This window comes from Paracoccus sp. (in: a-proteobacteria), from assembly GCF_030538695.1.
Taxonomy (GTDB): domain Bacteria; phylum Pseudomonadota; class Alphaproteobacteria; order Rhodobacterales; family Rhodobacteraceae; genus Paracoccus.
Genome location: NZ_JAUNTN010000001.1, coordinates 177,930 through 198,370 on the forward strand (window position 1 = coordinate 177,930; position 20,441 = coordinate 198,370).

At 65.5% G+C, this 20,441-nt stretch carries 22 protein-coding genes; 6 read left to right on the plus strand and 16 right to left on the minus strand.

What is annotated here, in order from left to right:
- The first annotated feature begins 324 nt into the window (after positions 1 to 324).
- On the plus strand, positions 325 to 1,752 hold the full coding sequence (locus Q4G24_RS00840; RefSeq protein WP_303364595.1) for a Glu/Leu/Phe/Val dehydrogenase: 1,428 nt from the start codon (positions 325 to 327) through the stop codon (positions 1,750 to 1,752).
- Positions 1,753 to 1,830: 78 nt separating this feature from the next.
- On the opposite strand, the gene Q4G24_RS00845 is transcribed toward Q4G24_RS00840, so the two are convergent.
- The 13 genes from Q4G24_RS00845 to fliL form a co-directional block, all read right to left on the minus strand.
- Positions 1,831 to 3,066 (minus strand): adenosylmethionine--8-amino-7-oxononanoate transaminase, encoded by a 1,236-nt coding sequence (locus Q4G24_RS00845; RefSeq protein WP_303364596.1) that lies wholly within the window; start codon positions 3,064 to 3,066, stop codon positions 1,831 to 1,833.
- Positions 3,063 to 3,674 (minus strand): dethiobiotin synthase, encoded by a 612-nt coding sequence (gene bioD / locus Q4G24_RS00850; protein WP_303364597.1) that lies wholly within the window; start codon positions 3,672 to 3,674, stop codon positions 3,063 to 3,065. Before bioD ends, Q4G24_RS00845 begins: the two co-directional genes overlap by 4 nt.
- Positions 3,659 to 4,786 (minus strand): 8-amino-7-oxononanoate synthase, encoded by a 1,128-nt coding sequence (locus Q4G24_RS00855; RefSeq protein WP_303364598.1) that lies wholly within the window; start codon positions 4,784 to 4,786, stop codon positions 3,659 to 3,661. Before Q4G24_RS00855 ends, bioD begins: the two co-directional genes overlap by 16 nt.
- A 54-nt stretch (positions 4,787 to 4,840) precedes the next feature.
- Positions 4,841 to 5,908, minus strand: coding sequence for a biotin synthase BioB (gene bioB / locus Q4G24_RS00860; protein WP_303364599.1), 1,068 nt, complete (start codon positions 5,906 to 5,908; stop codon positions 4,841 to 4,843).
- Between the two features lie 72 nt (positions 5,909 to 5,980).
- Positions 5,981 to 6,346, minus strand: a complete 366-nt coding sequence (locus Q4G24_RS00865) for a hypothetical protein (protein WP_303364600.1) — start codon at positions 6,344 to 6,346, stop codon at positions 5,981 to 5,983.
- Positions 6,340 to 7,407 (minus strand): flagellar type III secretion system protein FlhB, encoded by a 1,068-nt coding sequence (gene flhB / locus Q4G24_RS00870; RefSeq protein WP_303364601.1) that lies wholly within the window; start codon positions 7,405 to 7,407, stop codon positions 6,340 to 6,342. The genes Q4G24_RS00865 and flhB overlap by 7 nt, the downstream gene beginning before the upstream one ends.
- Positions 7,404 to 8,159, minus strand: a complete 756-nt coding sequence (locus Q4G24_RS00875; RefSeq protein ID WP_303364602.1) for a flagellar biosynthetic protein FliR — start codon at positions 8,157 to 8,159, stop codon at positions 7,404 to 7,406. The genes flhB and Q4G24_RS00875 overlap by 4 nt, the downstream gene beginning before the upstream one ends.
- Positions 8,159 to 10,225: a flagellar biosynthesis protein FlhA gene (locus Q4G24_RS00880; RefSeq protein WP_303364603.1), complete on the minus strand. Its 2,067-nt coding sequence runs from the start codon at positions 10,223 to 10,225 to the stop codon at positions 8,159 to 8,161. Before Q4G24_RS00880 ends, Q4G24_RS00875 begins: the two co-directional genes overlap by 1 nt.
- Positions 10,222 to 10,500: a hypothetical protein gene (locus tag Q4G24_RS00885; RefSeq protein ID WP_303364604.1), complete on the minus strand. Its 279-nt coding sequence runs from the start codon at positions 10,498 to 10,500 to the stop codon at positions 10,222 to 10,224. Before Q4G24_RS00885 ends, Q4G24_RS00880 begins: the two co-directional genes overlap by 4 nt.
- Positions 10,500 to 11,366, minus strand: a complete 867-nt coding sequence (motA, locus tag Q4G24_RS00890) for a flagellar motor stator protein MotA (RefSeq protein ID WP_303364605.1) — start codon at positions 11,364 to 11,366, stop codon at positions 10,500 to 10,502. The genes Q4G24_RS00885 and motA overlap by 1 nt, the downstream gene beginning before the upstream one ends.
- Positions 11,367 to 11,376: 10 nt before the next feature.
- Positions 11,377 to 11,922 (minus strand): MotE family protein, encoded by a 546-nt coding sequence (locus Q4G24_RS00895; protein WP_303364606.1) that lies wholly within the window; start codon positions 11,920 to 11,922, stop codon positions 11,377 to 11,379.
- Entirely contained in the window at positions 11,915 to 12,265 is a 351-nt protein-coding gene (locus tag Q4G24_RS00900; protein ID WP_303364607.1) for a hypothetical protein, read from the minus strand. The genes Q4G24_RS00895 and Q4G24_RS00900 overlap by 8 nt, the downstream gene beginning before the upstream one ends.
- Entirely contained in the window at positions 12,265 to 12,747 is a 483-nt protein-coding gene (fliL, locus tag Q4G24_RS00905; RefSeq protein WP_303364608.1) for a flagellar basal body-associated protein FliL, read from the minus strand. The genes Q4G24_RS00900 and fliL overlap by 1 nt, the downstream gene beginning before the upstream one ends.
- A 115-nt stretch (positions 12,748 to 12,862) precedes the next feature.
- Here fliL and fliF point away from each other — a divergent pair, with 115 nt between their 5' ends.
- The 5 genes from fliF (at position 12,863) to Q4G24_RS00930 (ending at position 17,087) form a co-directional block, all read left to right on the plus strand.
- Positions 12,863 to 14,476 (plus strand): flagellar basal-body MS-ring/collar protein FliF, encoded by a 1,614-nt coding sequence (gene fliF, locus Q4G24_RS00910; protein WP_303364609.1) that lies wholly within the window; start codon positions 12,863 to 12,865, stop codon positions 14,474 to 14,476.
- Positions 14,473 to 15,033 (plus strand): hypothetical protein, encoded by a 561-nt coding sequence (locus Q4G24_RS00915; protein ID WP_303364610.1) that lies wholly within the window; start codon positions 14,473 to 14,475, stop codon positions 15,031 to 15,033. Before fliF ends, Q4G24_RS00915 begins: the two co-directional genes overlap by 4 nt.
- Before the next feature lie 3 nt (positions 15,034 to 15,036).
- Positions 15,037 to 15,294: a FliM/FliN family flagellar motor C-terminal domain-containing protein gene (locus Q4G24_RS00920; RefSeq protein WP_303364611.1), complete on the plus strand. Its 258-nt coding sequence runs from the start codon at positions 15,037 to 15,039 to the stop codon at positions 15,292 to 15,294.
- Positions 15,294 to 16,016, plus strand: a complete 723-nt coding sequence (gene fliP / locus Q4G24_RS00925) for a flagellar type III secretion system pore protein FliP (RefSeq protein ID WP_303364612.1) — start codon at positions 15,294 to 15,296, stop codon at positions 16,014 to 16,016. Before Q4G24_RS00920 ends, fliP begins: the two co-directional genes overlap by 1 nt.
- 102 nt (positions 16,017 to 16,118) lie before the next feature.
- Positions 16,119 to 17,087, plus strand: a complete 969-nt coding sequence (locus tag Q4G24_RS00930; RefSeq protein ID WP_303364613.1) for an AraC family transcriptional regulator — start codon at positions 16,119 to 16,121, stop codon at positions 17,085 to 17,087.
- Here Q4G24_RS00930 and Q4G24_RS00935 read toward each other — a convergent pair.
- Genes Q4G24_RS00935 through peaD form a run of 3 tightly spaced genes read right to left on the minus strand, consistent with a single transcriptional unit; the run spans position 16,982 to position 20,438 of the window.
- Complete coding sequence (locus Q4G24_RS00935; protein WP_303364614.1) at positions 16,982 to 18,709, minus strand: ABC transporter ATP-binding protein; 1,728 nt, start codon at positions 18,707 to 18,709, stop codon at positions 16,982 to 16,984. The genes Q4G24_RS00930 and Q4G24_RS00935 overlap by 106 nt on opposite strands.
- Positions 18,709 to 19,365 carry a S8 family serine peptidase gene (locus Q4G24_RS00940; protein WP_303364615.1) on the minus strand — a complete coding sequence of 219 codons (657 nt, stop codon included), beginning with the start codon at positions 19,363 to 19,365 and terminating at the stop codon, positions 18,709 to 18,711. Before Q4G24_RS00940 ends, Q4G24_RS00935 begins: the two co-directional genes overlap by 1 nt.
- The gene (gene peaD, locus Q4G24_RS00945) at positions 19,362 to 20,438 is read right to left on the minus strand and encodes a quinohemoprotein amine dehydrogenase subunit beta (protein WP_303364616.1); all 1,077 of its coding nucleotides are present in this window, start codon (positions 20,436 to 20,438) and stop codon (positions 19,362 to 19,364) included. Before peaD ends, Q4G24_RS00940 begins: the two co-directional genes overlap by 4 nt.
- Between the last annotated feature and the right edge of the window lie 3 nt (positions 20,439 to 20,441).

A 20,441-nucleotide genomic window follows, 5' to 3' on the forward strand; every position in this document is an offset into this window, starting at 1 on the left:
TTAAGAAAGATCAAACGCTGAATACCCGGCCCACATGCGCCAGACACAGGTCAACAGACCGTTCAGCCAGATTTTCTTTCCCCACACACCCAAAGGTTTTCGCGTAACACCGCACATTCAGACTGGCCTTTTCGACCCATCCATGATCGGCTTGACGCAGGCACCCCCGGATCACACCATGCAGTTTCGAAAGATCCGGCGGGAAATGGTGCAGGAAACCGGCCGATCTAAGACTAAAGTCGTATAAAAATCTTCAAGTCGGCACTACACAAGGTTAGGTTTCGCCTATTCCTGCCTTTCAGACGACACAACAGGAGGTTGAAAATGGCCGCTCCCCACGCTTCTTTCCGCGATTCAGTCGACCGCATGTTCACGCAAGCCGCACGTTTCATGGATCTGCCCGGCGGACTCGAGGAAAAAATCCGGGTCTGCAATTCGACCTATACGGTTCGGTTCGGCGTGCGACTCAGGGGGCAAATTCAGACATTTACCGGCTATCGTTCGGTCCATTCCGAACATATGGAGCCGGTAAAAGGGGGGATTCGCTATTCTCTGGACGTCAATCAGGACGAGGTCGAGGCCCTGGCAGCCCTGATGACCTATAAATGTGCGCTGGTCGAGGTGCCCTTTGGCGGGTCCAAGGGCGGGCTGTGCATCGACCCGCGGCAATGGGACGAAGACGAACTGGAACGCATCACCCGGCGGTTCACCTACGAACTGTCGCGCCGCAGCCTGATCTCGCCCAGCCAGAACGTGCCCGCACCGGATATGGGCACCGGCGAACGGGAAATGGCGTGGATGGCCGATGCCTATAAACGCCTGCACCCCGACGACATCAACGCCAAAGCCTGCGTCACCGGCAAACCATTGGCGGCGGGCGGCATTCAGGGCCGGGTCGAGGCAACAGGCCGCGGCGTCCAATACGCCCTGCGCGAATTCTTCCGCCACCCCGACGCCATGCAGCGCGCGGGGCTGACCGGCACGCTGGCGGGCAAGCGAATCATCGTGCAGGGGCTGGGGAACGTCGGCTATCACGCCGCCGTCTTTCTTTCGACACAGGATGACGCGCTGATAACCACCGTCATCGAACGCGACGGCGCCATCACCAACCCCGCCGGGCTGAACATCGACGCCCTGCGCGGCCATATCCAGTCCACCGGCGGCGTCCGGGGCTTTGCGGGCGGCGAATTCCGCGAGAACGGCATGGCCGCGCTAGAGGATGAATGCGACATCCTGCTGCCCGCCGCCGTCGAAAGCGTCATCCACGCAGAAAACGCCCCCCGCATCCGCTGCAAACTGATTATCGAGGCCGCGAACGGCCCCGTCACCGCCGACGCCGACCAGATCCTGCGCGACCGGGGCGTGGTCATCATCCCCGACATGTATGCCAATGCCGGCGGCGTCACCGTGTCCTATTTCGAATGGGTCAAGAACCTGTCGCAGATCAGCCTCGGCCGCCTGGAACGCCGCCACGAAGAGGCCCGCGCCCGCCTGATCGTGGACGAGCTGGAACGCCTCTCCGCCGACACCGGCCTGAACTGGACGCTCTCCAAAGGCTTCAAGGATGCCTATATGACAGGCGCGAACGAACTCGATCTGGTCCGCTCGGGCCTTGACGACACCATGCGCGTCACCTTCGGCAAGATGAAAGACGTCTGGATGAGCAACCCCAACGTTACCGACCTGCGCACCGCCTCTTATATGGTGGCGATCCGCCGCATCGCGAATGTGTATCGCTCGCTGGGGCTGTGACAGGGCATCTTTGGTCTGAAAATATCCTCAGGGGGTGAATTGGCCGTCAGGCCAAGAGGGGGCGCGAGCGCCCCCTTGTCACCCGCGCCAATCCAGAACCGCGCCCCAGACCCGATCCAGTTGATCGCCACTGATACAATAGGGCGGCATCACATAAACCGTATTGCCCAAAGGCCGCAGCAAGACGCCGCGTTCCAGACAATGCGCGCGCAGACGCGGCCCGGCATCGGCCAGATAACCGGCATCGGCCACCTTCAGATCGACCGCAGCAATGGTGCCGCACTGGCGGGGGTTTTCGAACCGGGGATCGGCGGCCACATGCGCCAGCCGCTCGGCCTGCATGGCGGCCAGCGCATCCAGCCGCGCCTGCATCGGCGACGCGCGCCATAACCGCACCTGAGCCAGCGCGGCGGCGCAGGCAATCGGGTTCGCGGTATAGCTGCTGGAATGATAAAACGTCCGGGCGCGGTCGGTCGAATAATGCGCCTGAAACACCGCCTCGCTGGCCAGTGTCACGGCCAGCGGGATGGCCCCGCCCGTCAACCCCTTGGAGCTGCACAGAATATCCAGCGCGATCCCGGCATGATCGCAGGCCCACAAACGCCCGGTGCGGCCCCACCCCGTCATCACCTCATCCGCGATCAGCAGAACGCCGTGCCGGTCGCAAAGCGCCCGCAGCCCGGCCAGCACCTGCGGATCATACATGCGCATCCCGCCCGCACCCAGAACCAGCGGCTCCAGGATCAGCGCCGCCATATCACCCTGCGCCGCCAGCCCCTCGAACGCGGCCAGTGTCGCCGCACCGTCGCCCTGCGGAAAGGGCAGCGTATCGACCGCAAACAGCAGCGGATCATAGGCGGCATTGAAAACACCGCGCTCGCCCACGCTCATGGTGCCGATGGTGTCGCCGTGATAGCTGCCCTCGATCACCGCAATCCGGTGGCGCGGCTGGCCAGCATGGCGCCAATAGCCAAGCGCCATCTTCAGCGCCACCTCGACCGAGGTCGAGCCGCTGTCGGAATAGAACACCCGCGACAGCCCGGCAGGGGCCATGGCGATCAGCGCTTCGGCCAGTTCCTCGGCCGGGGCGTGGGTCAGACCGGCAAAGATCACCTGATCCATCCGCGCCGCCGTCTCGGCAATCGCATCCATGATTTCGGGCGTGCGATGGCCGTGGGTGATGACCCACCAACTGGAAATCGCGTCGATCAGCGGCCCGCGATCGGTGTCGATCACCGCGCCATGGGTCGCGGTCACGCGCGGCGGGGCGGGTTCCAGCGCGTGCTGGGTAAAGGGATGCCAGACGGCGCTCATGCGAAATCCTGCGGGTTGAAGTGGCGGGCCATGGCGGCGCTCAGTCCGGCACGGTCCAGCGGGTCCAGCCGAGGCAGACGCCCCAGCACCCGCACCGCACCCATCTGGCCGATGGTGGCGATATTATCCGGGTTGTCATCGCCGACAAAGGCCACCCCATGCAACGGCACGCCCCGCGCGCGCAGCGATTCCAGCGCGGTCAGCGTGTGGCTGATGGTGCCCAGCCCGGTTGTGGCCACCACAACCACCGGAATGCCCCAATCGGCAAACAGATCGGCAAACAGCATCTGCCGCGTCACCGGAACCAGCGCGCCGCCGGCCCCCTCGATCACCAGCGACGGCGCATCAGGCGGGGTCAGCGCCGCCGCGTCAATGGTGACGCCATCCAGTTCCGCCGCACGATGCGGCGACAGGGGCTGGCGCAGGCGATAGGCCTCGGGCCAGATGCGCGCACCCGACAGACCGGCGACGCAATCGGCATCCAGCCCGTCGGCCAGCCCGGATTGCAGCGGCTTCCAGTAATCGGCACCGATCAGCCCGCACAATCCGGCGGCAAAGACCGTCTTGCCGATGCCGGTGCCGGTGCCGGTGATTACGAACCGGGCCATAGCTCCTCCAGCGTGTCGGCAAGGCGGATCACGTCATCCTCGCTGGCATTCAGCGTCAGCGAGACACGCAGCCGCGCCGTGCCCAAAGGCACGGTGGGCGGGCGGATGCCGCGCACATCAAAACCACGCGCCTGCACCTGTTCGGCCAAGGCCATCGCGGGCGCGTTGCCGCCGACGATCACCGGCACGATCTGACTGCCGCTGGCGCTTAGCCCCATCCGCGCCAGCCGCGCGGAAAACAGCGCCACCCGCGCCGCCAGCGCATCGCGCCGCCAGCCCTCGTCTCGCAGGATTGCCAGCGCCGCCCGCCCCGCCGCCGCCATCAAAGGCGAGGGCGCGGTGCCAAAGATGAACGGGCGGCAGCGGTTCACCATGAAATCGGTCAGCAGCCGCGGCCCGCAGACCAGTGCGCCCGACCCGCCCAAAGCCTTGCCCAGCGTGTGCAGCGTCAGCACATTGCCGCGCCCTTCCAGATCATGGGCCAGCCCGCGCCCGTCAGGGCCGTAAACGCCGGTGGCATGGGCCTCGTCCACGATCAGAAAGCCGTGGTCATCGGCCAGGGCCGCCAGATCGGCCAGAGGCGCACGGTCGCCGTCCATGCTGTAAAGGCTTTCCACCGCGATCCACACCGCGCCGCGCCCGCCCGCCGCGCGCCAGTTGCGGATGCGATCCGCCGCGTCGCCCGCATCGTTGTGGCGAAAACCGAGAACCTCGGCCCGGCCAGCCCGCGCGCCTTCATGCGTGCTGGCGTGGGACAGATCATCCATCAGCAACAGGTCGCCGCGCTGCGGCAGAGTGGTCAGAATGGCGAAATTCGCCACATAGCCGCCACCGAACCCCAGCGCCGATTCCGCGCCGAAAAAGGCGGCGGCCTCGGATTCGAACTGCTCTTGTTCGTCGCAATTGCCGCGCAGCAACCGCGACCCGGCAGCCCCCACCGGAACGCCGCGATCCAGCGCATCGCGCACGGCATCGGCCAGCCGCCCCGACCCGGCCAGCCCCAGATAATCGTTCGAGGAAAAATCCACGCCCGCGCGCGGGATCAGCCGCCGCAGCCGCGCATCCGCCGCAAGCCCGGCCAGTTGTTCGCGATATACCGCCAGCCGGTCCACGCCGCCCCCTTGTCTAGCCTTGTCGTGCCGCCGGTCCGGGCAGTGGCCGCAGAATTATCGCAGCACCGGAATCGCCGGATCGGCCTGCCGGGCGGCCTGACGCCGCGCCTCGGCCTGCAACTCCTCCGGGTCGGGCAGGTGTTCATGCACCGCCATCGGCTTCAGCCCCAGCCGGGCGAACAGGCGCGCGTCCTGATCTTCGCCGGGGTTGTCCTTGGTCAGCAGCGTATCGCCCACGAAAATCGAGTTCGCCCCGGCAAAGAAACACATCGCCTGCATTTCATCCGACATTTCGGTGCGCCCGGCCGACAGGCGGACATGGGCCTGCGGCATCATGATCCGCGCCACGGCGATGGTGCGCACGAAATCAATCGGATCGACGGGGGCGGCATCGGCCAGCGGCGTGCCCTCGACCGGGATCAGCATGTTGATCGGCACGGAATCGGGCGGCTCAGGCAGGTTAGCCAGCGTCACCAGCATATCCACCCGGTCCTGATTGCCCTCGCCCAGACCCAGAATGCCGCCGGAACAAACCTTGATGCCAGATTTGCGCACGTTTTCCAGCGTTTCCAGCCGGTCCGCAAAGCTGCGAGTGGTGATAACCTTGCCGTAATGCGATTCCGAGGTGTCGATGTTGTGGTTATAGTAATCCAGCCCGGCCTGTTTCAGCCGCTGCGCCTGACCGGCATCCAGCATCCCCAGCGTCATGCAGGTTTCCATGCCCAGCGCCTTGACGCCTTCCACCATGGCGACGATCTGCGCCATGTCGCGTTCCTTGGGGCTGCGCCAGGCGGCGCCCATGCAATAGCGGGTGGCCCCGGCATCGCGCGCGCGACGCGCCTCGGCGATGACGCGCTGCACCTGCATCAGTTTCGACGCCGACAGGCCGGAATCATAGCGCGCCGACTGGCTGCAATAGGTGCAATCCTCGGGGCAGCCGCCGGTCTTGATCGACAAAAGCCGGCTCATCTGCACGCGGTTGGGGTCGAAATTCTGGCGATGCACGGTCTGCGCCTGAAACAGCAGATCCATGAACGGCAGATCGAACAGCGCCCGCGCCTCGTCCCCGGACCAGACCTTGCGACCCGAAGTGTCAGAGGAGGAAAGATCGGTGTGCAGCATGGCGCGTATCCGTGACTGTGAATCTGCCGAAATCTGTAACAGCTTGCCGCGGCGCTGTCCAATGGCGGCGGATCACGACCCCGGCTTGGGCCGCATCGCGGCGGCGGCCAGGTTATACAGCGCCTCGGCCCGCCCAAACTCGCGCGAGGCGGTGGCGCGCGCCTGTTCGAACCGGGGCATCATGCGATCCAGATCGGCATTGGCCTTGCGAATTTCCCGCGCGGCCCGGCCCGCCTGCGCATTCGCCATCCGCGCCTCGGCCACGCCCAGCGGCGCGGTGGCCCGATAGGACTGCTGCAAGGCCGCTTCGAGGCTGGTGATATTCTGCCGCGCAGCCGTGACATGAGCGTTAAAGGCCGCGAACTTGCGCAGCTCCAGATCGGCCTTGATCCGGGCGACCTGTTCCAGTTGCTGCAACTGCTTGATCTTTTTCACCATCCCGCACGGCTCCTGGCGCGCATCTTTTCGGCAAAGCGAATGGCCGCCGCGACCGGGCCAAAGTGATCGCGGCGGATTTCCTCGCCCACCTTGACGGTGGCGTGAATGGCGCGGGCGCAGGGCGGATCGGACCAGATCGGCACGTTGTTTTCCTTTGCTTTTTCACGGATTCTGGCGGCGATTTCATCGACACCTTTGGCCACGCAGACGGGGGCCAGCCCGCTGCCGCGTTTCCATTCCAGCGCGACGGCGTAATGCGTGGGGTTGACGATCACCACATCGGCCTTGGCCACATCGGCGATCATCTGCGACATGACAATATCGACAGCCTTTTGCCGCCGTGCACCCTTCATATGCGGATCGCCCTCGGAATCCTTGTGTTCGTCCTGCATTTCCTTGCGGCTCATCCGCAGCTTTTGCAAATGTTCGTGGCGTTTCCACAGGTAATCGATAATGGCAAACACCGCCGAAATCGCCAGCGCCATCAGCAGCACGCGCCCGATCAGCATCCCCAGCCCGGCCACCCAGCGCCCTTCACCCATGAAGGGCGTGTTCAGCACCAAATTAATCAGAGAGGTAAAAAGATACCATCCGCCCACGCACACCACCCCCACCTTGGCCAATGAGATTGCGAATTGCACCAGACCGGATTTGCCGAATTTCTGCTTGGCATTGGCGAAGGGGTTGATCTTTTTGATGTCGGGCATGACCTTTTTGCCCGCAAACACGATGCCACGCTGCGCCGCCAGACCGGCGATGATCGTGACACCCGGCACCAGCACCAGCGCCAGCACCGCTATGGCCGCGAACTGCCACAGGCTGTCAGCCGTCGCATAGACCGACCCCTGCGGCCAGCCATCCGCGCCCATCGCGCGGGCGCCCATGGCCAGCCACGTCCTGACCGCATATCCGGCCATCAGCGCAAAGGCGACCCAGGCGCCCAGATACATCAGCGCCGCATTCACCTCGGTCGAGCGGACAATATCGCCCTTTTCCCGCGCCTTGCGGATTTTCTGTTCCGAGGCGTCGAACTGCTTGTCGTCCTTGTCTTCCTCGCTCATGGCACCCCCGGCAGCGATATGGACAGCACCGCATCGGCCCAGACAGCCACCAGCAACGGCGCGATCACCACCAGCGCCACCAGCGCCAGTAGGATCGAGCCGGGCGCGCCGATGAACAGCACCGGCAGTTGCGGCATCACCTTGTTGATGACCCCCGACAGCGCCTGATACAGAAATCCGCCCAGAATGAACGGCGCGGCCAGCGTCATCGCCAGCCCAAAGCTGCGCGCGACATAAGACACGATCTCGGGCAGGATCGCGGCAATGTCGGGCACGGCACCCAGCGGCCACAGCACAAAGCTGTCGGCCAGCAACTGCACCATCATCACCGGCAGACCCAGCGTGAACAGAATCGCAATCCCGCCCAGATGCAGCATGTTGCCGACGGGATGCGGCGACGCCTCGTTCGCGCCGCCCACGATCTGCGCCAGCGAGGTGCTGGCGGCAATGGCGCTGGTGCCGATGTCGATGGCAAAGGCCATGATCCGCACCAGCGTCCCCGCCGCCAGCCCGACCGCTATTTCCGTAAGCGCCGGCAACAGCAGCCCGGCGGCGTCCGCCGTGTCAGGGCCGGGGCCGCTGATGCCCGACAGCAGGGGTGCCAGCGACATGGCGATGGCCACCTTGACCCGCCCCGGCACCATGCGTTCGCCGATGCCGGGCAGCATCAGCAAAAACGCCTGCAACCGCAGATAGGTCAGCACCAGCCCCATATCCAGGCCCGGAACAGCGGCGGCCAGCCCGTTCAGCATCAGGCGGCCTCGATCGTGCCGACCAGCCGCAATTCGGCGGCCGGGTCGATTTCTTCCAGCCCGATGACCGGCACCGCCAGCCCGTTCGAGGCCAGCAGCGATTTCACCATCCGCCGCCGATGATCCGGCGCTGCGATCACCGGCGCGCTGGCCGGTTCCGACACCGCCATCGCCTTGCGCGTCTGATCCAGCAGCTTGCGCGACAGCGCAGGCGTGATCGCCCCGGCACCGCTGCGACCCGTTTCATTGTCGGATCGCACGAACTCGGCCTCCCACGCGGGGTGAAGCTGGATGACGCTGATCCGGCCCTCGGGGTCGGCCAGTTGCTGGGTGATCTGCCCGCGAAGGCGTTTGCGCACCAGTTCGTAAACCGTTTCCACCGAATCGATGCCCCGGAATTCGGAAATCGCATCGACGATCAGCGGCAGGTTGCGGATCGAGACCCTTTCCTCCAGCAGGCCGCGCAGCACCGCCAGCAGCATTTCGGGCGTGACCTTTTCGGGGATCATGCTGTCGAAATACTTACGATAGCGTTCGGCGCGGGTCGGGTCGGACAGGTTTTTCAGCTCGTCCAACTGCCGCTGCATGGCGGATTGCGTCAGCAGGGCGGGCAGATGCGCCTTGACCACCTCCATCAGATGGGTGGACAGGATCTCCATCGGGGTGACGACGGTCGCACCCAGCATCACGGCTTCGTCCTGCGCATCGCGCCCGATCCAGCGGGCCGGGCTGCCATAGACAGGCTCTTTGACCGCGACACCACCCAGCGCCTTGACCGCATCTTCGGGGCCAAGCGCCAGAACCTCGGTCGGGCGCAGCGCACCGCGGCCGCGGACCACGCCCTGAATGCGGATCTGATATTCGGCGGGCGGCAGATCGTCGGTGTCGGTGATGCGCACATCAGGCAGGATCAGGCCAAAGCCGCGCGCGATATGCACCCGCAGGTTATTGATCCGCGTGCCCAGCCCCCGCGCCTGATCCAGCGCGATGACGACCAGATCGGTGCCGATCTCGACGCTGATTTCGTCGGTATCCAGCACATCGCCGATACGGCTGGCCGGGGCCGGTTCGGGCGTGTCGTCGATTTCGGGCAGATCGGCCTCGGGCTTGCGCCGGGATACGCGCCAGGCAACCATGCCCATGACGGCGGCAATGCCCAGAAACAGCAGCGTCGGCATCCCCGGCACCATGGACATCACCACCATCGTGCCCGCAACCACCGCCGGTCCCTGCCAGCCTTGCAGCAACTGATTCGACAAAAGCTGGCTGGTGGTATCGGTGGCCCCGCCGCGCGACAGCAACAGCGCCGCCGCCATCGAGGTAATCAGCGCCGGCACCTGTGTCACCAGACCATCGCCGATGGTCAGCCGCGAATAAGAGGCCACGGCATCGCCCACCGCCATGCCATGCACCAGAATGCCGACCGTCAGCCCGATCAGCAGGTTTATCATCGTGATGATAAGCCCCGCCACGGCATCGCCCTTGACGAATTTCGACGCCCCGTCGAGCGAGCCGAAAAAGCTGATCTCGCGCTGTTCCCGTTCGCGGCGGCGCTTGGCCTCGGCATGGTCGATGGCGCCCGAGGACAGGTCGCCGTCGATGGCCAACTGCTTGCCCGGCAAGGAATCCAGCGCGAAACGGGCCGATACCTCGGCCATGCGGCCCGAACCCTTGGTGATGACCATAAAGTTCACCACCGTAATCACTCCGAACACCGTGATCCCGACCAGAATCGAGCCACCCGCCACGAATTGCGCGAACCCGGCGATCACCTGTCCGGCGGCCTGTTCGCCCGTATGCCCCTGGGTCAGGATCAGCCGGGTCGAGGACACGTTCAGCGACAGCCGGATAACCAGCGTCACCAGCAGCATCACCGGAAACGCCTGAAAATCCGTCGGCTTATCCACCAGCGAGGCCATCACCAGCAGCAGCGTGGCCGTGGCGATGGAAATCGCGATGCCGAAATCCAGCACCCCCGCCGGCAGCGGAATCACCAGCGAGATCACGATCAGCACCAGACCGCCCGTGACCAGCAGACCGTTATTACCCTTGAGCGCGGCGTTCATTCCCCGGCCACCTCGCTGCTTAGCGCCGGGCGCAGCAGATCCTGCACAGGCCAGACCGCGCCGGTCATCAGACCAGCCCGGCGCAGAAAGATGATCGCCTGCAACCGATCCTCGGGCCGCATCCGCAGCAGGCGCAGCCGCGTGTCAGACGGCAGCGGCTTTGCCTGCAAAAGCCAGGTTTCGGCATCCGCGATGAACAGACCCAGCGGCGTATCGGGCGCGGCAGCCGGAGACTGGGCCAGACCCGCCGCCATCACAAGGGTATGGATCAGCATCAGGCGGCCTTTTTCAGTTCGCGCAGCGCGTCTTCCAGCGTGTTAAAGCTGGGGCGGACATGTTCGGGCACCGCCTGACGGCCCACCTCGACGCACAGATTGGTGGCATGCTGGTGCAGCCCGGCAATCAGCACCGACTTGATGACATCATAAAAGGTCTGGTCCTGCTTGGTCACGGCGGCCAGCCGCTGCGCCAGCGGGGCGACAAAGCCATAGGCCAGAAACACGCCCAGGAACGTCCCGACCAAGGCACCGCCGATCATCTTGCCCAGCACGGCAGGCGGCTGGTCGATGGCGCCCATGGTCTTGATAACGCCCAGCACCGCCGCGACGATCCCCAGCGCAGGCAGCGCATCCGCCGTGCTTTGCAGCGCATGCGAGACATGCAGTTCTTCCTCGCACAGGCTGCCGATGCGGCGCGACAGCATTTCCTCGACCTGATAGGGGTCGTCATAGTTCAGACTGATCGAGCGCAGCGTATCGGTAATCAGCCCAATGACATGATGATCGGCCAGCAGGCGCGGATAGGCGGTAAAGATCGACGAGGATTCCGGGTTCTCGATATGCTCTTCCAGCGCGACGGGGTTTTCGCGGGCGATGCGCAGCAGCTGATACAGCAGGCACAGCACATCCTGATTGTCCTGTTCGGTCCATTTCGGGCCTTTGAAGGCCTTCACGATCCCGCCCACCGTATGTTTCAGCACCGAAGTGTCGTTCGACAGGATATAGGCGCCAACCGCGGCACCGCCGATCATCATCATTTCGAAGGGCAGCGAATACAGGATCACACCCATATGGCCACCGGCCAGCAGATAGCCGCCAAAGACCATGGCAAAGGTCAGAACGATGCCGATGATACCAAACATATGCGGTTCCTTATGGTTTGCGGGCGCTGCGGGCACCCATATGAGTGGTCAGGATCGCCGCCTGCCCCGGCTCGACCGCGGCAATGATGCGGGCGCCGTTTTCAGGGGTCAGGCGCATCAGGATCTCGGCGGCGAAATCGGGGGGCAGGCTGGTCATGACCTGCGCGGCATCGGCCGGTTTCATCACGTCATAGACAGCAACCAGACGGTTGATGTCGTCCTGAACCGCCGCCGAAGCCTGACTGCGCCGGGTCTGGCCGCTGGTCTGGACGGCCCGCAATTCGGACAGGCGTGCGCGCAAGGTCTGTTCGGCCTGCGCCAGTTCCGCCTTTTTCGCCTCGAGCGCCTCGGTATAGGTCTGAATGCGCAGCGCGCGGTCGCGCAGTTCCCCGGCCATCGCAACGGCCTCGGGCACGTCGAAACAGCCCTCCATCAAGGTCGAGGGGGCGGCGGCAAAGGCAAACAGGCTGCGCGGCAGATCGACATGACGCGCGGCAACAACCGCCACCGGCAGCACCAGGATCAGGCCCAGAACAGGCAGGATACGCTTATGCATCGGCATGCTCCGCACGTTTGCGCAGGCGGCGGGCACCGGCGTGGGCGGGGGCGGCAGGTGCTGCGGCATCCACGATCTTGCGGCGCAGATCCCAATGCGCGCGTTCATTGCGCGACCGGGCCACTTCGGCGGCCAGGGCTTCACTGGCGGATTTGGCCTCGTCGCGGGCGGCGATGATGGCCTTTTCCAGCCGGTCCACCTCGGCTGCCATAACCGCGATGGCGCCGCCCAGCCCGGTTTCCAGATCGTTCAGACGCCGCAGACGCCGTGCCAGAACGACACAAAACACCGCCAGCCCGACCGAGGCCACGGCCAGCGTGACCTGAAGAATGGTTTCGATCATCATTGTAGCATGAACTCCGTAATCAGCAGGTCCTTGACCACCTCATCGCCCAGCACATAGCGGGCGCGCGTCACCAGCTCGGCGCGGACGATTTCCAGAACGCCGCGCTTGCCAAACGCCTTGGGGTCGATGTCAGCCAGAAAGCTGTTGAAGGCATCCGACACGCGCGGCATCAGATGTTCCACCTGCGCGCGATCCGCGGTGCCTGTTTCGATCTTTGCGTCCAACAGCAGCGTGCGGGGCTGATCGCTGGCGATCGACAGCCGGATGCGCGGCACGTCGATGAAATCGACCTGAGGCGCGGTTTCAGCCCTGGTGGCGGGCTTGTATTCGCCCGGTGCCAGCAGGGCCGAAGGCGACCACACCCCCAGAAACGTCGAGGCAAAGCCGCCCCCGCCCAGCACGGCCACCAACAGGATTGGCAGCAGCATTCCCTTTTTCTTTGCCGGCGTTTCAGACGCTTCGGCGGTTGCGTCGGTCATGGTGATTCTCCGTCCGTTCCAGATGGATTTATCACCCCGGCACTAACCAATTCTTAACGCCAGCCGTGCCATGAAGATCTGGTCAAATTTATCGCCGATTCGAAAGGACCGGGTTTTGCAAAAATTGCAGGACTATTGGAGCGACAGAAGCTCGCAACAGAAAATCACGCTGGTGGCCGCATTCGTGGGCACGTTTCTGGCCATTGCCGCCTTTGCCGTAATGGCAAACCGGCCCAGCATGGCGCTGCTTTATGCCGGGCTTGATCCGCAGCAGGCGGGCGAGGTGGTGGCCGGCGTCGAACGATCCGGCGTCCCCTACGAGGTGCGCGGCGATTCGATCTATGTCGATTCGCGCCAGCGCGACAAATTGCGCATGGATCTGGCCGGACAGGGCCTGCCTGCCGCAGGCGGTGCGGGCTATGAAATTCTGGACGGCATGTCGGGTTTCGGCACCACCTCGCAGATGTTCGACGCCGCCTATTGGCGCGCGAAAGAGGGCGAGCTGGCCCGCACCATTCTGGCGCTGCCCAATATCAAGACCGCGCGCGTGCATCTGGCCGTCGCCAACCAGCGCGGGCTGCGGCGCGAATCGGCGGCCTCGGCCTCGGTCACGCTGACCACCAGTGGCGCGGCGGTGACGCGGCAGCAGGCTGCGGCGCTGAAATATCTGGTTTCCTCGGGTGTGCCGGGGATGGACCCGGAAAAGGTCGCCGTGATCGACAGCGAACGCGGCATGGTCGCCACGGCCGAGGATATGGCGGGCGCAGATCGCGCCGCCGACATGAAGCGCAACGTCGAACGGATTCTGGAACCGCATGTCGGCTTTGGCAACGCCATCGTCGAACTGAATCTGGATCTGGTCACAGAGCGCGAACAGATGACCGAACAGCGCTTCGACCCGACCCAGCGGGCGATGATTTCGCAAGTGACCGAGGAAACCTCGGATCAAAGCAACTCGCAGGGGGCGGGCGCGGTCACGGCGGCCTCGAACCTGCCCGAAGGTCAGCAGGGCGCGGGTGATTCGACGCAATCGAACCGTTCGGAAAACCGTCAGCAGGCCAATTTCGAGGTCAGCAGCATCACCCGCGAAGTGCTGCGTCAGCCCGGATCGGTGCGCCGCATGACCGTCGCCGTGCTGGTCAACGGCGTGGCGCAGGACAGCGGCCAGATCGTGCCGCGCCCCGAAGCCGAACTGGAAGCGATCCGCGAACTGGTGGCCTCGGCAGTTGGCTTTGATGCGGAACGCGGCGATCAGATCACGGTGAAATCGCTGCCCTTTGCCGCGCTTGGTCAGGATGGCACGCTGGCCTCGCCCGCGGGGCTGATGGACCGGCTGGACCCGAATGGCCTAGCACGGCTGGCCATCATCGGGCTGTTCGCGCTGGCGGTTGCCTTTGTGGTGCTGCGGCCCATGCTGCGCGGGCGCAATGGCGCGGGTGCGGCGGCGAACACGACCGGCACCGCTTTGCTGGACGACAGCCGGCCCGCAGCAGGCGGCGCGCTGCCCGCAGCAGCATCCCCGCAGGCAGCCCCCGGCATCATTGAACCGCCGCAATCGCTGGCCGGGCTTGATGCCGCCCTGATCGGGCAGACCCCGGCCCCGGCGCAGCAATTGTCGCTGCCGCCCGCCGATCCCGTCGCCCGGCTGCGCAACATGATGAAAGACCGGCAGGATGAAAGCATGAAGATCCTGTCCAACTGGATCGACAAGAAAGAAGGCGCCGCATGAGCCTGCCCGTCCTGAAACTGGAATCCTTCACATCGGCGGGCAGCATGTCGCGCGTGGCCGCAGCCGCTGCCCGTGCCGCGCTGGACGAGGCCTATCAGCGCGGCGTCGCCGACGGGCGCAGCGCACAGCACAACAGCGAAACGGCTGCGCTGACCGCCGCCTTGCAGGAAATGGCGCAGCAGATCGCCGCCGACGAAACCCGCCGCACGGAATTGCGGCGCGAGGCGGTGGCCGCGCTGGCCCCCATCCTTGGTGCCATGCTGGATGCAGTCGCCCCCATGGGCACCGCCCGCCGGCTGGAACAGGATCTGGTCAGCGAACTGACCCGTCTGGCGCGGCAGACGCCGCCTGTCGCCTGTCAGATCGCCTGTTCGGCCGAGATGCGGGCCATGGTCGAACGCTGCGCCGCCGATGCCGGGATGACCGCAATCGACATCATCGAACAGCCGCTGGGGCAGAGCCTGCATCTTGGCCTGTCCGGCGGGCATATCGAATTTTCCCAGGATCAGGTCGTGCAATCCGTGCGCCGCCTGATCGCCGAAATCCAGGAGGATTGACCTATGGACGACCTGCACCGCCTTATCCAGACCGACGATATTCAGGTTGAAGTCACCATCCGTCTGGGCCGCACACGCCAGACGGTGGCGCAACTGTCCTCGCTGCGCCCCGATGATGTGCTGACGCTGGATCAGGCCATTTCCGACGGGGTGGAAATCTGCGTCGGCGACAAGGTGATCGCGCGCGGCGAACTGACCGGCGACGGCTCGCCCGAGGATCGGCTCTGCGTCCGCATCATCGGCGCGGCGGAAACGGCGTGATGCCCCGCCGCTTGTTCGGGGCGGCGGCGGGCGGGCTGATCGCCACCCTGCCCGCGGCCGCACTGGCGCAGGATTTCGCCCTGCCCGGCGCGATGGCCGACGGGCTTGGCCAGAACGCAGTTCTGATCGTGCTGGCGATGACGATGTTGTCGCTGGCACCGGGCATCGCCATCATGGTGACGTGTTTTCCGTTTATCGTCACCGTGCTGTCGATCCTGCGTCAATCGATCGGCCTGCAACAATCGCCGCCCAACATGCTGATCGTCAGCCTGTCGATCTTTCTGACATGGTTCGTCATGGACCCGGTTCTGCGCGAGGCATGGCAAGTGGCAGGCGCGCCGTTACGCGATGGCACGATCACATTGGGCCAGGCATTCGAACGGGGGATCGTGCCGTTTTCTGGCTTTATGCAGGCCCGCACCAACCCTGATACGATGGCCGCACTGGCCGAAATCGCCCCCGCAGGCCCCGGCGGCGACGACCGTCTGGCGGTGCTGATCCCGTCCTTCATGCTGTCAGAAATCCAGCGCGCCTTTGAAATCGGCTTTCTGATCGCCCTGCCGTTTCTGATTATCGACCTTGTGGTGTCGGCGGTGCTGATGTCGATGGGGATGATGATGGTGCCGCCGGTCGTCGTATCACTGCCCTTCAAACTGGCATTTTTCGTGGTGGTGGACGGCTGGACCCTGATCGCGCAGGCATTGGTGCGCAGCTATTCCTAGCGGGGCGGGGCAAATGCTTGAAGCCCCCCTGACCGTCTGTGCTAGACTGCCCGGAAAAACCAACGGGGCGGGTGAAATCGCCCCCCTGACGGGAGACCGGGGATGCAGACAAGCTGGATACGCAGCGCGATTGCGGTGCCGATTTTGGGCTTGCCGCTGGAAGCGGCGGGCACCACCCACATGCCCCTGTCCAGCTTTACCCAACTAATGGAAAACGAGCGCCGCCACCGGCCCACCGCCGATGCCTGGCGCAGCGGAGAGGCGATGCAACTGGAATCGCTGTCGCAACTGGGCCAAGCCATCGGCAACAGCCGCAATCTGGGCGAGGCGCTGAAAACCTTTGCGCATGGCTTTCCGCTGCTGCAATCGAACACCAGCGTCGAATTGAGCATCATGGATCACGAAGCCCATGTTTCCTATCGCGTGCTGGACCCGCATATCTGGCCGCGCCGGGCCGATGCGGAACTGTCGCTGGGGCTGATCCGGGGCATCTGCGCCCGCTTTGGCATCAGCCGCGATGCTGTTCTTGGCGTCAGCTTTGAACACGAACCGGATGGCGCAACCCGCGATCTGGTCCAGCATCTTGGCGTCGCGCCAGCCTTTGGCCGCGATGAAAACCGCCTGCGGCTGGCGGTCTCGGCCCTGTCGAACCGGCCCGTCGTGGCGCGGCATGACGATTACACCGCAAGCTGGCGGCAGCTTGAACAGGCCCTGCGGCGGCAGCGCAGCGACACCGATTTGTCGGCGCGGGTTTACAGCCACATCCTGCAACGCATCGGCCACGGCCCCGCCTCGCAGGCCGATACCGCCGACGCCCTTGGCATATCTGAACGCAGCCTGCGGCGCGGTCTGGCCGCACAGGGCAGCAGCTTCAGCGAGATCATGGAAAACTGCCGCCGGATGCAGGGTTATGCGCTGCTGACCCGTTCGGACCGGCCCTTGTCGGAAATCGCGCTGTTGCTGGGCTATTCCGACCAGACCGCCTTTTCGCGGGCATTCGCCCGCTGGTATGGGGTGCCCCCGCGGGAATTGCGCCGCTCGGGCGCGCTGGAGGAAAGCGTGATCCGCTGATCGAACCGCCCTTCGCGGACGGGGCCGGCATGGGCGATGAAGATGCGCACGCGATCCGCCAGTGCGGCGTCAAGGGCGGCCAGAATGCGGCGGCAGCTTGATTGGTCAAGCTCGGAAAAACTTTCGTCAAAGATCATGATGCGAGCCGGGCGCAGCACTGCGCGGGCCAACGCAATCTTTTGCCGCATCCCGCCCGACAGATTGGCCCCGGTTTCGGCCACCGCCGCGCTCAGCCCCCCGGCCGCCTGCGCCCAATCGGCCAGATCAGCCACCCGCAGCGCGCGCCACAGCCTGTCGTCATCGGCATCGGGTGCCGCAAGGCGCAGGTTGTCGCCGATGCTGCCGCGCAGCACGGCGGGCCGCTGATCCAGATGGGTGATGTGATCTGCCAGCGCATCGGGGCGCAGGGTCGTGACATCGACCCCGCCCAGCGTGACGGCCCCCTGTTCCAGCGGCGCGGCGCGGCTGGCCAGCGCCAGCAGCCGCGATTTGCCGATCCCCGATGGCCCGTCGATCAGCACGCGGCTGCCCGGCAGGATCGTGGCCGTCACCGGCGCGTGCAAAGCCCCCACCGCCCGCGCGCCGCAAAACACCAGAGCGCCCGGCAGCGGGTCATCGCCATGACCGGGACGCGCGGCAGAGACAACGCCATCCAGCCGCCCCATCGCCACCCGCGCCATCGCCTGCGCGTGATACAGCCCCAGCAGATTGCGCAGCGGGCCGGACAGCATCCCGGCATAGGCCAGAAAGGCGACCAGCGTGCCGATCTGCCACTCGCCCCGGATGACCAGCCAGCCCCCGATCAGCAGCACCGCCGCGCGGGTCAGCGCCGCAAGGATCTGGCTGACCGCGCCGACGGTTTCGCCCCACAGCCGCTGCCGCAGCAGCTGGCCGATCTGCAACCGCTGCACCTGCGCCAGATCGGCCTGCCGCGCGCCCACCGCCCCCATCGCGCGCAGCATGGGTGCCGCGGACAGGTTTTCCGCCAGCAGCGACGACAGATCGCCGCGCAGGCCTCGGCTCTGCTCGGCCAGCGCCTGCGTGCGCCGCCGGGCGCGCGACAGAAAGGCCAGTTCCAGCGGCGCAAAAACCGCAGGCAGCAGCGCCAGCCGCCAATCCAGCGCCAGCATCAGGCCAAGCCCTCCGACCAGCCGGAACAGCGCCCCCACCGCCACCAGCACACTGTCAAAGGCAAAGCTCTGGATCGTGGCGCAATCGCCGTCCAGCCGGGTCATCGCCTCGCCCAGCGGCAGGTCTGGCTGGGCCGGATCGCGCGCCATCGCCGCATCGGTGACGGTCAGCCGCAGATCAGCCAGCATCCGCGCCGAGGCCCGCAAATGCAGCAGCGAATTGACCATCCCCAGCGCGACGCTCAGCAGCCCCAGCACAAAGGCAAGCGCCGACCACCGCAGCAGCGCGGGCATGTCGCGGGCCATGATCCCCTGATCTATGACCTGCTTGGTCAGCAACGGCAGCATCAGCCCCACACCCGCCGCGATCAGCGAACTGGCCAGCACCACCGCCGCAGCCGGCAGCGTGCGCGCGACGACCGGCGGCATCCAGCCGCCCGCCACGCCCTGAAACAGCCCGCGCGTCAGCCAGCGGGACAGCCGCGCCCGCATCAGCCGCGCCTTTCCGCACCGTGAAAGCTGGCTCGCCGGGTCAGCAGCCCGGTGGCGGCGGCAACATCGTCAACCATCTCGCCCGCCGCCAGCATCGCGGCCAGATGCCCGGCCAGCCGCGCCGCGCCCAGACTGGCACCGCCAATGCCGCCGGGGCGGTGTTCGGGGGAATCGCACCATGCGCCAAACAGCGCCGGTCCAAGCGCGGAAATCTGATCCCACCCACAGCGCGCATCCCCGGTCGCGGCGATGACGCCGGGATAGGCCGCCGGAAAACAAGGCGCGCCCTGTGCCGGATGAGCGGCCACCAGCAGCAGGCCGGGGCGCAGGATCGACTGAACGGCGGTGCGCAGGGCGGCACGATCTTCGCGCAGGCCAAGGCTCAGACAGATCAGCCGGGGCGGATCGGGCAGCCCCGCCAGCCAGCGCAGCGCCGCCGCCACCCGCACGGCACTGGTCAGCGGGCGGTCGTGAAACACCTGCGCGTGAATGATATGGGCCGCAGGGCAGGCGCGGGAAATGATCCCCGCGACCGCCGTGCCATGCCCCAGGGCATCGGGCGTCTGGGGCGAAGTGGACCCGTCAGCCAGAAAGGCGCGGCCCTCGCCGATTGCCTGCTCTGGCCCGCCGCTGTCAACGACGCCGACTCGGATCATCCGTCATCCCGCTGAAACATCCGCACGCTGGACAACGACATCGAGACCCCGCCGGGCAAATCGACCTGCCCCTTTTTTTCCAGCGTTTCGGCGTCATAGGCCGCCAGATCCGACAGCGCCCCGCCCAGCCAGACGGTGCTGCCATCATGCGAGACGTTCACCGAATAATAGCTGTGCGGCAGCGAGACCCGCCGGATCGGCTCGCCCTTGATGGCATCAAAGGATTCCAGCACGTTATAGGCGCCGTAAATCCGCGTCCGGTCGGGGTTCGATGCGGTCGAGAAATAGAACACGTCCATCGCCCGCACATCGCGCATATCCAGCTGGCCGCTGTCCAGATCCAGCGTCAGCAGGCCGGTGCGAAAGGTTTCGGGATCATCGGCGGCACCATCCTTGCGCGCCATATAAAAGGGCGTCACCAGCCGGTTGCTGGTTTCATACTGGCTCCAGACGGCCAGTACGTCGGGCAGGGTGTAATCATCGGCCCTCCAGCTATGAACCGGTTGCGCCTCAAGCTGTTCGCCGCTGGCCGGGTCAAAGCTGTAAAGGTCGCGCCCCAGCCCAAAGATGCGGCTGCCATCGGTGGACCATGCCATCAGGGTGATCTGACGCGGCGCGGGAAAGGTGCTGCGCAGCGTCATCGTGGCGGTGTCATACAGGGCGATCCGCGTCGGCTGGACCTGAAATTCCGAAGCCAGCATCCGCACCGGCGATTGATAGACCGCCAGCGTCGCGCCATCGGGCGACAGCGCCACGCCGAACAGGCTTTTGACCCGCTCATCATCGGTGGACATATCGACACGAGCCAGCGTTTCGCCGGTCATCAGATCGACTTTCAGCAGGCTTTCGGTGCGGTTCACGTTGACATAGGCGGTGCGGCCATCGGGCGAGACTACCGGCACCGCCGCCATCGGACCTGATCCGGCGGGCAGTTCGATCACCTTGTCCACGGCCATCTTGCCGGCATCGACCACGACCAGCTTGTCAGGCCGGATCGGGGCCAGCAGATATTCGCCCGACATGGCCGGACCGGCCAGCGCCATGCCCGCGATCAGGGGAAACAGCATACGCATCGG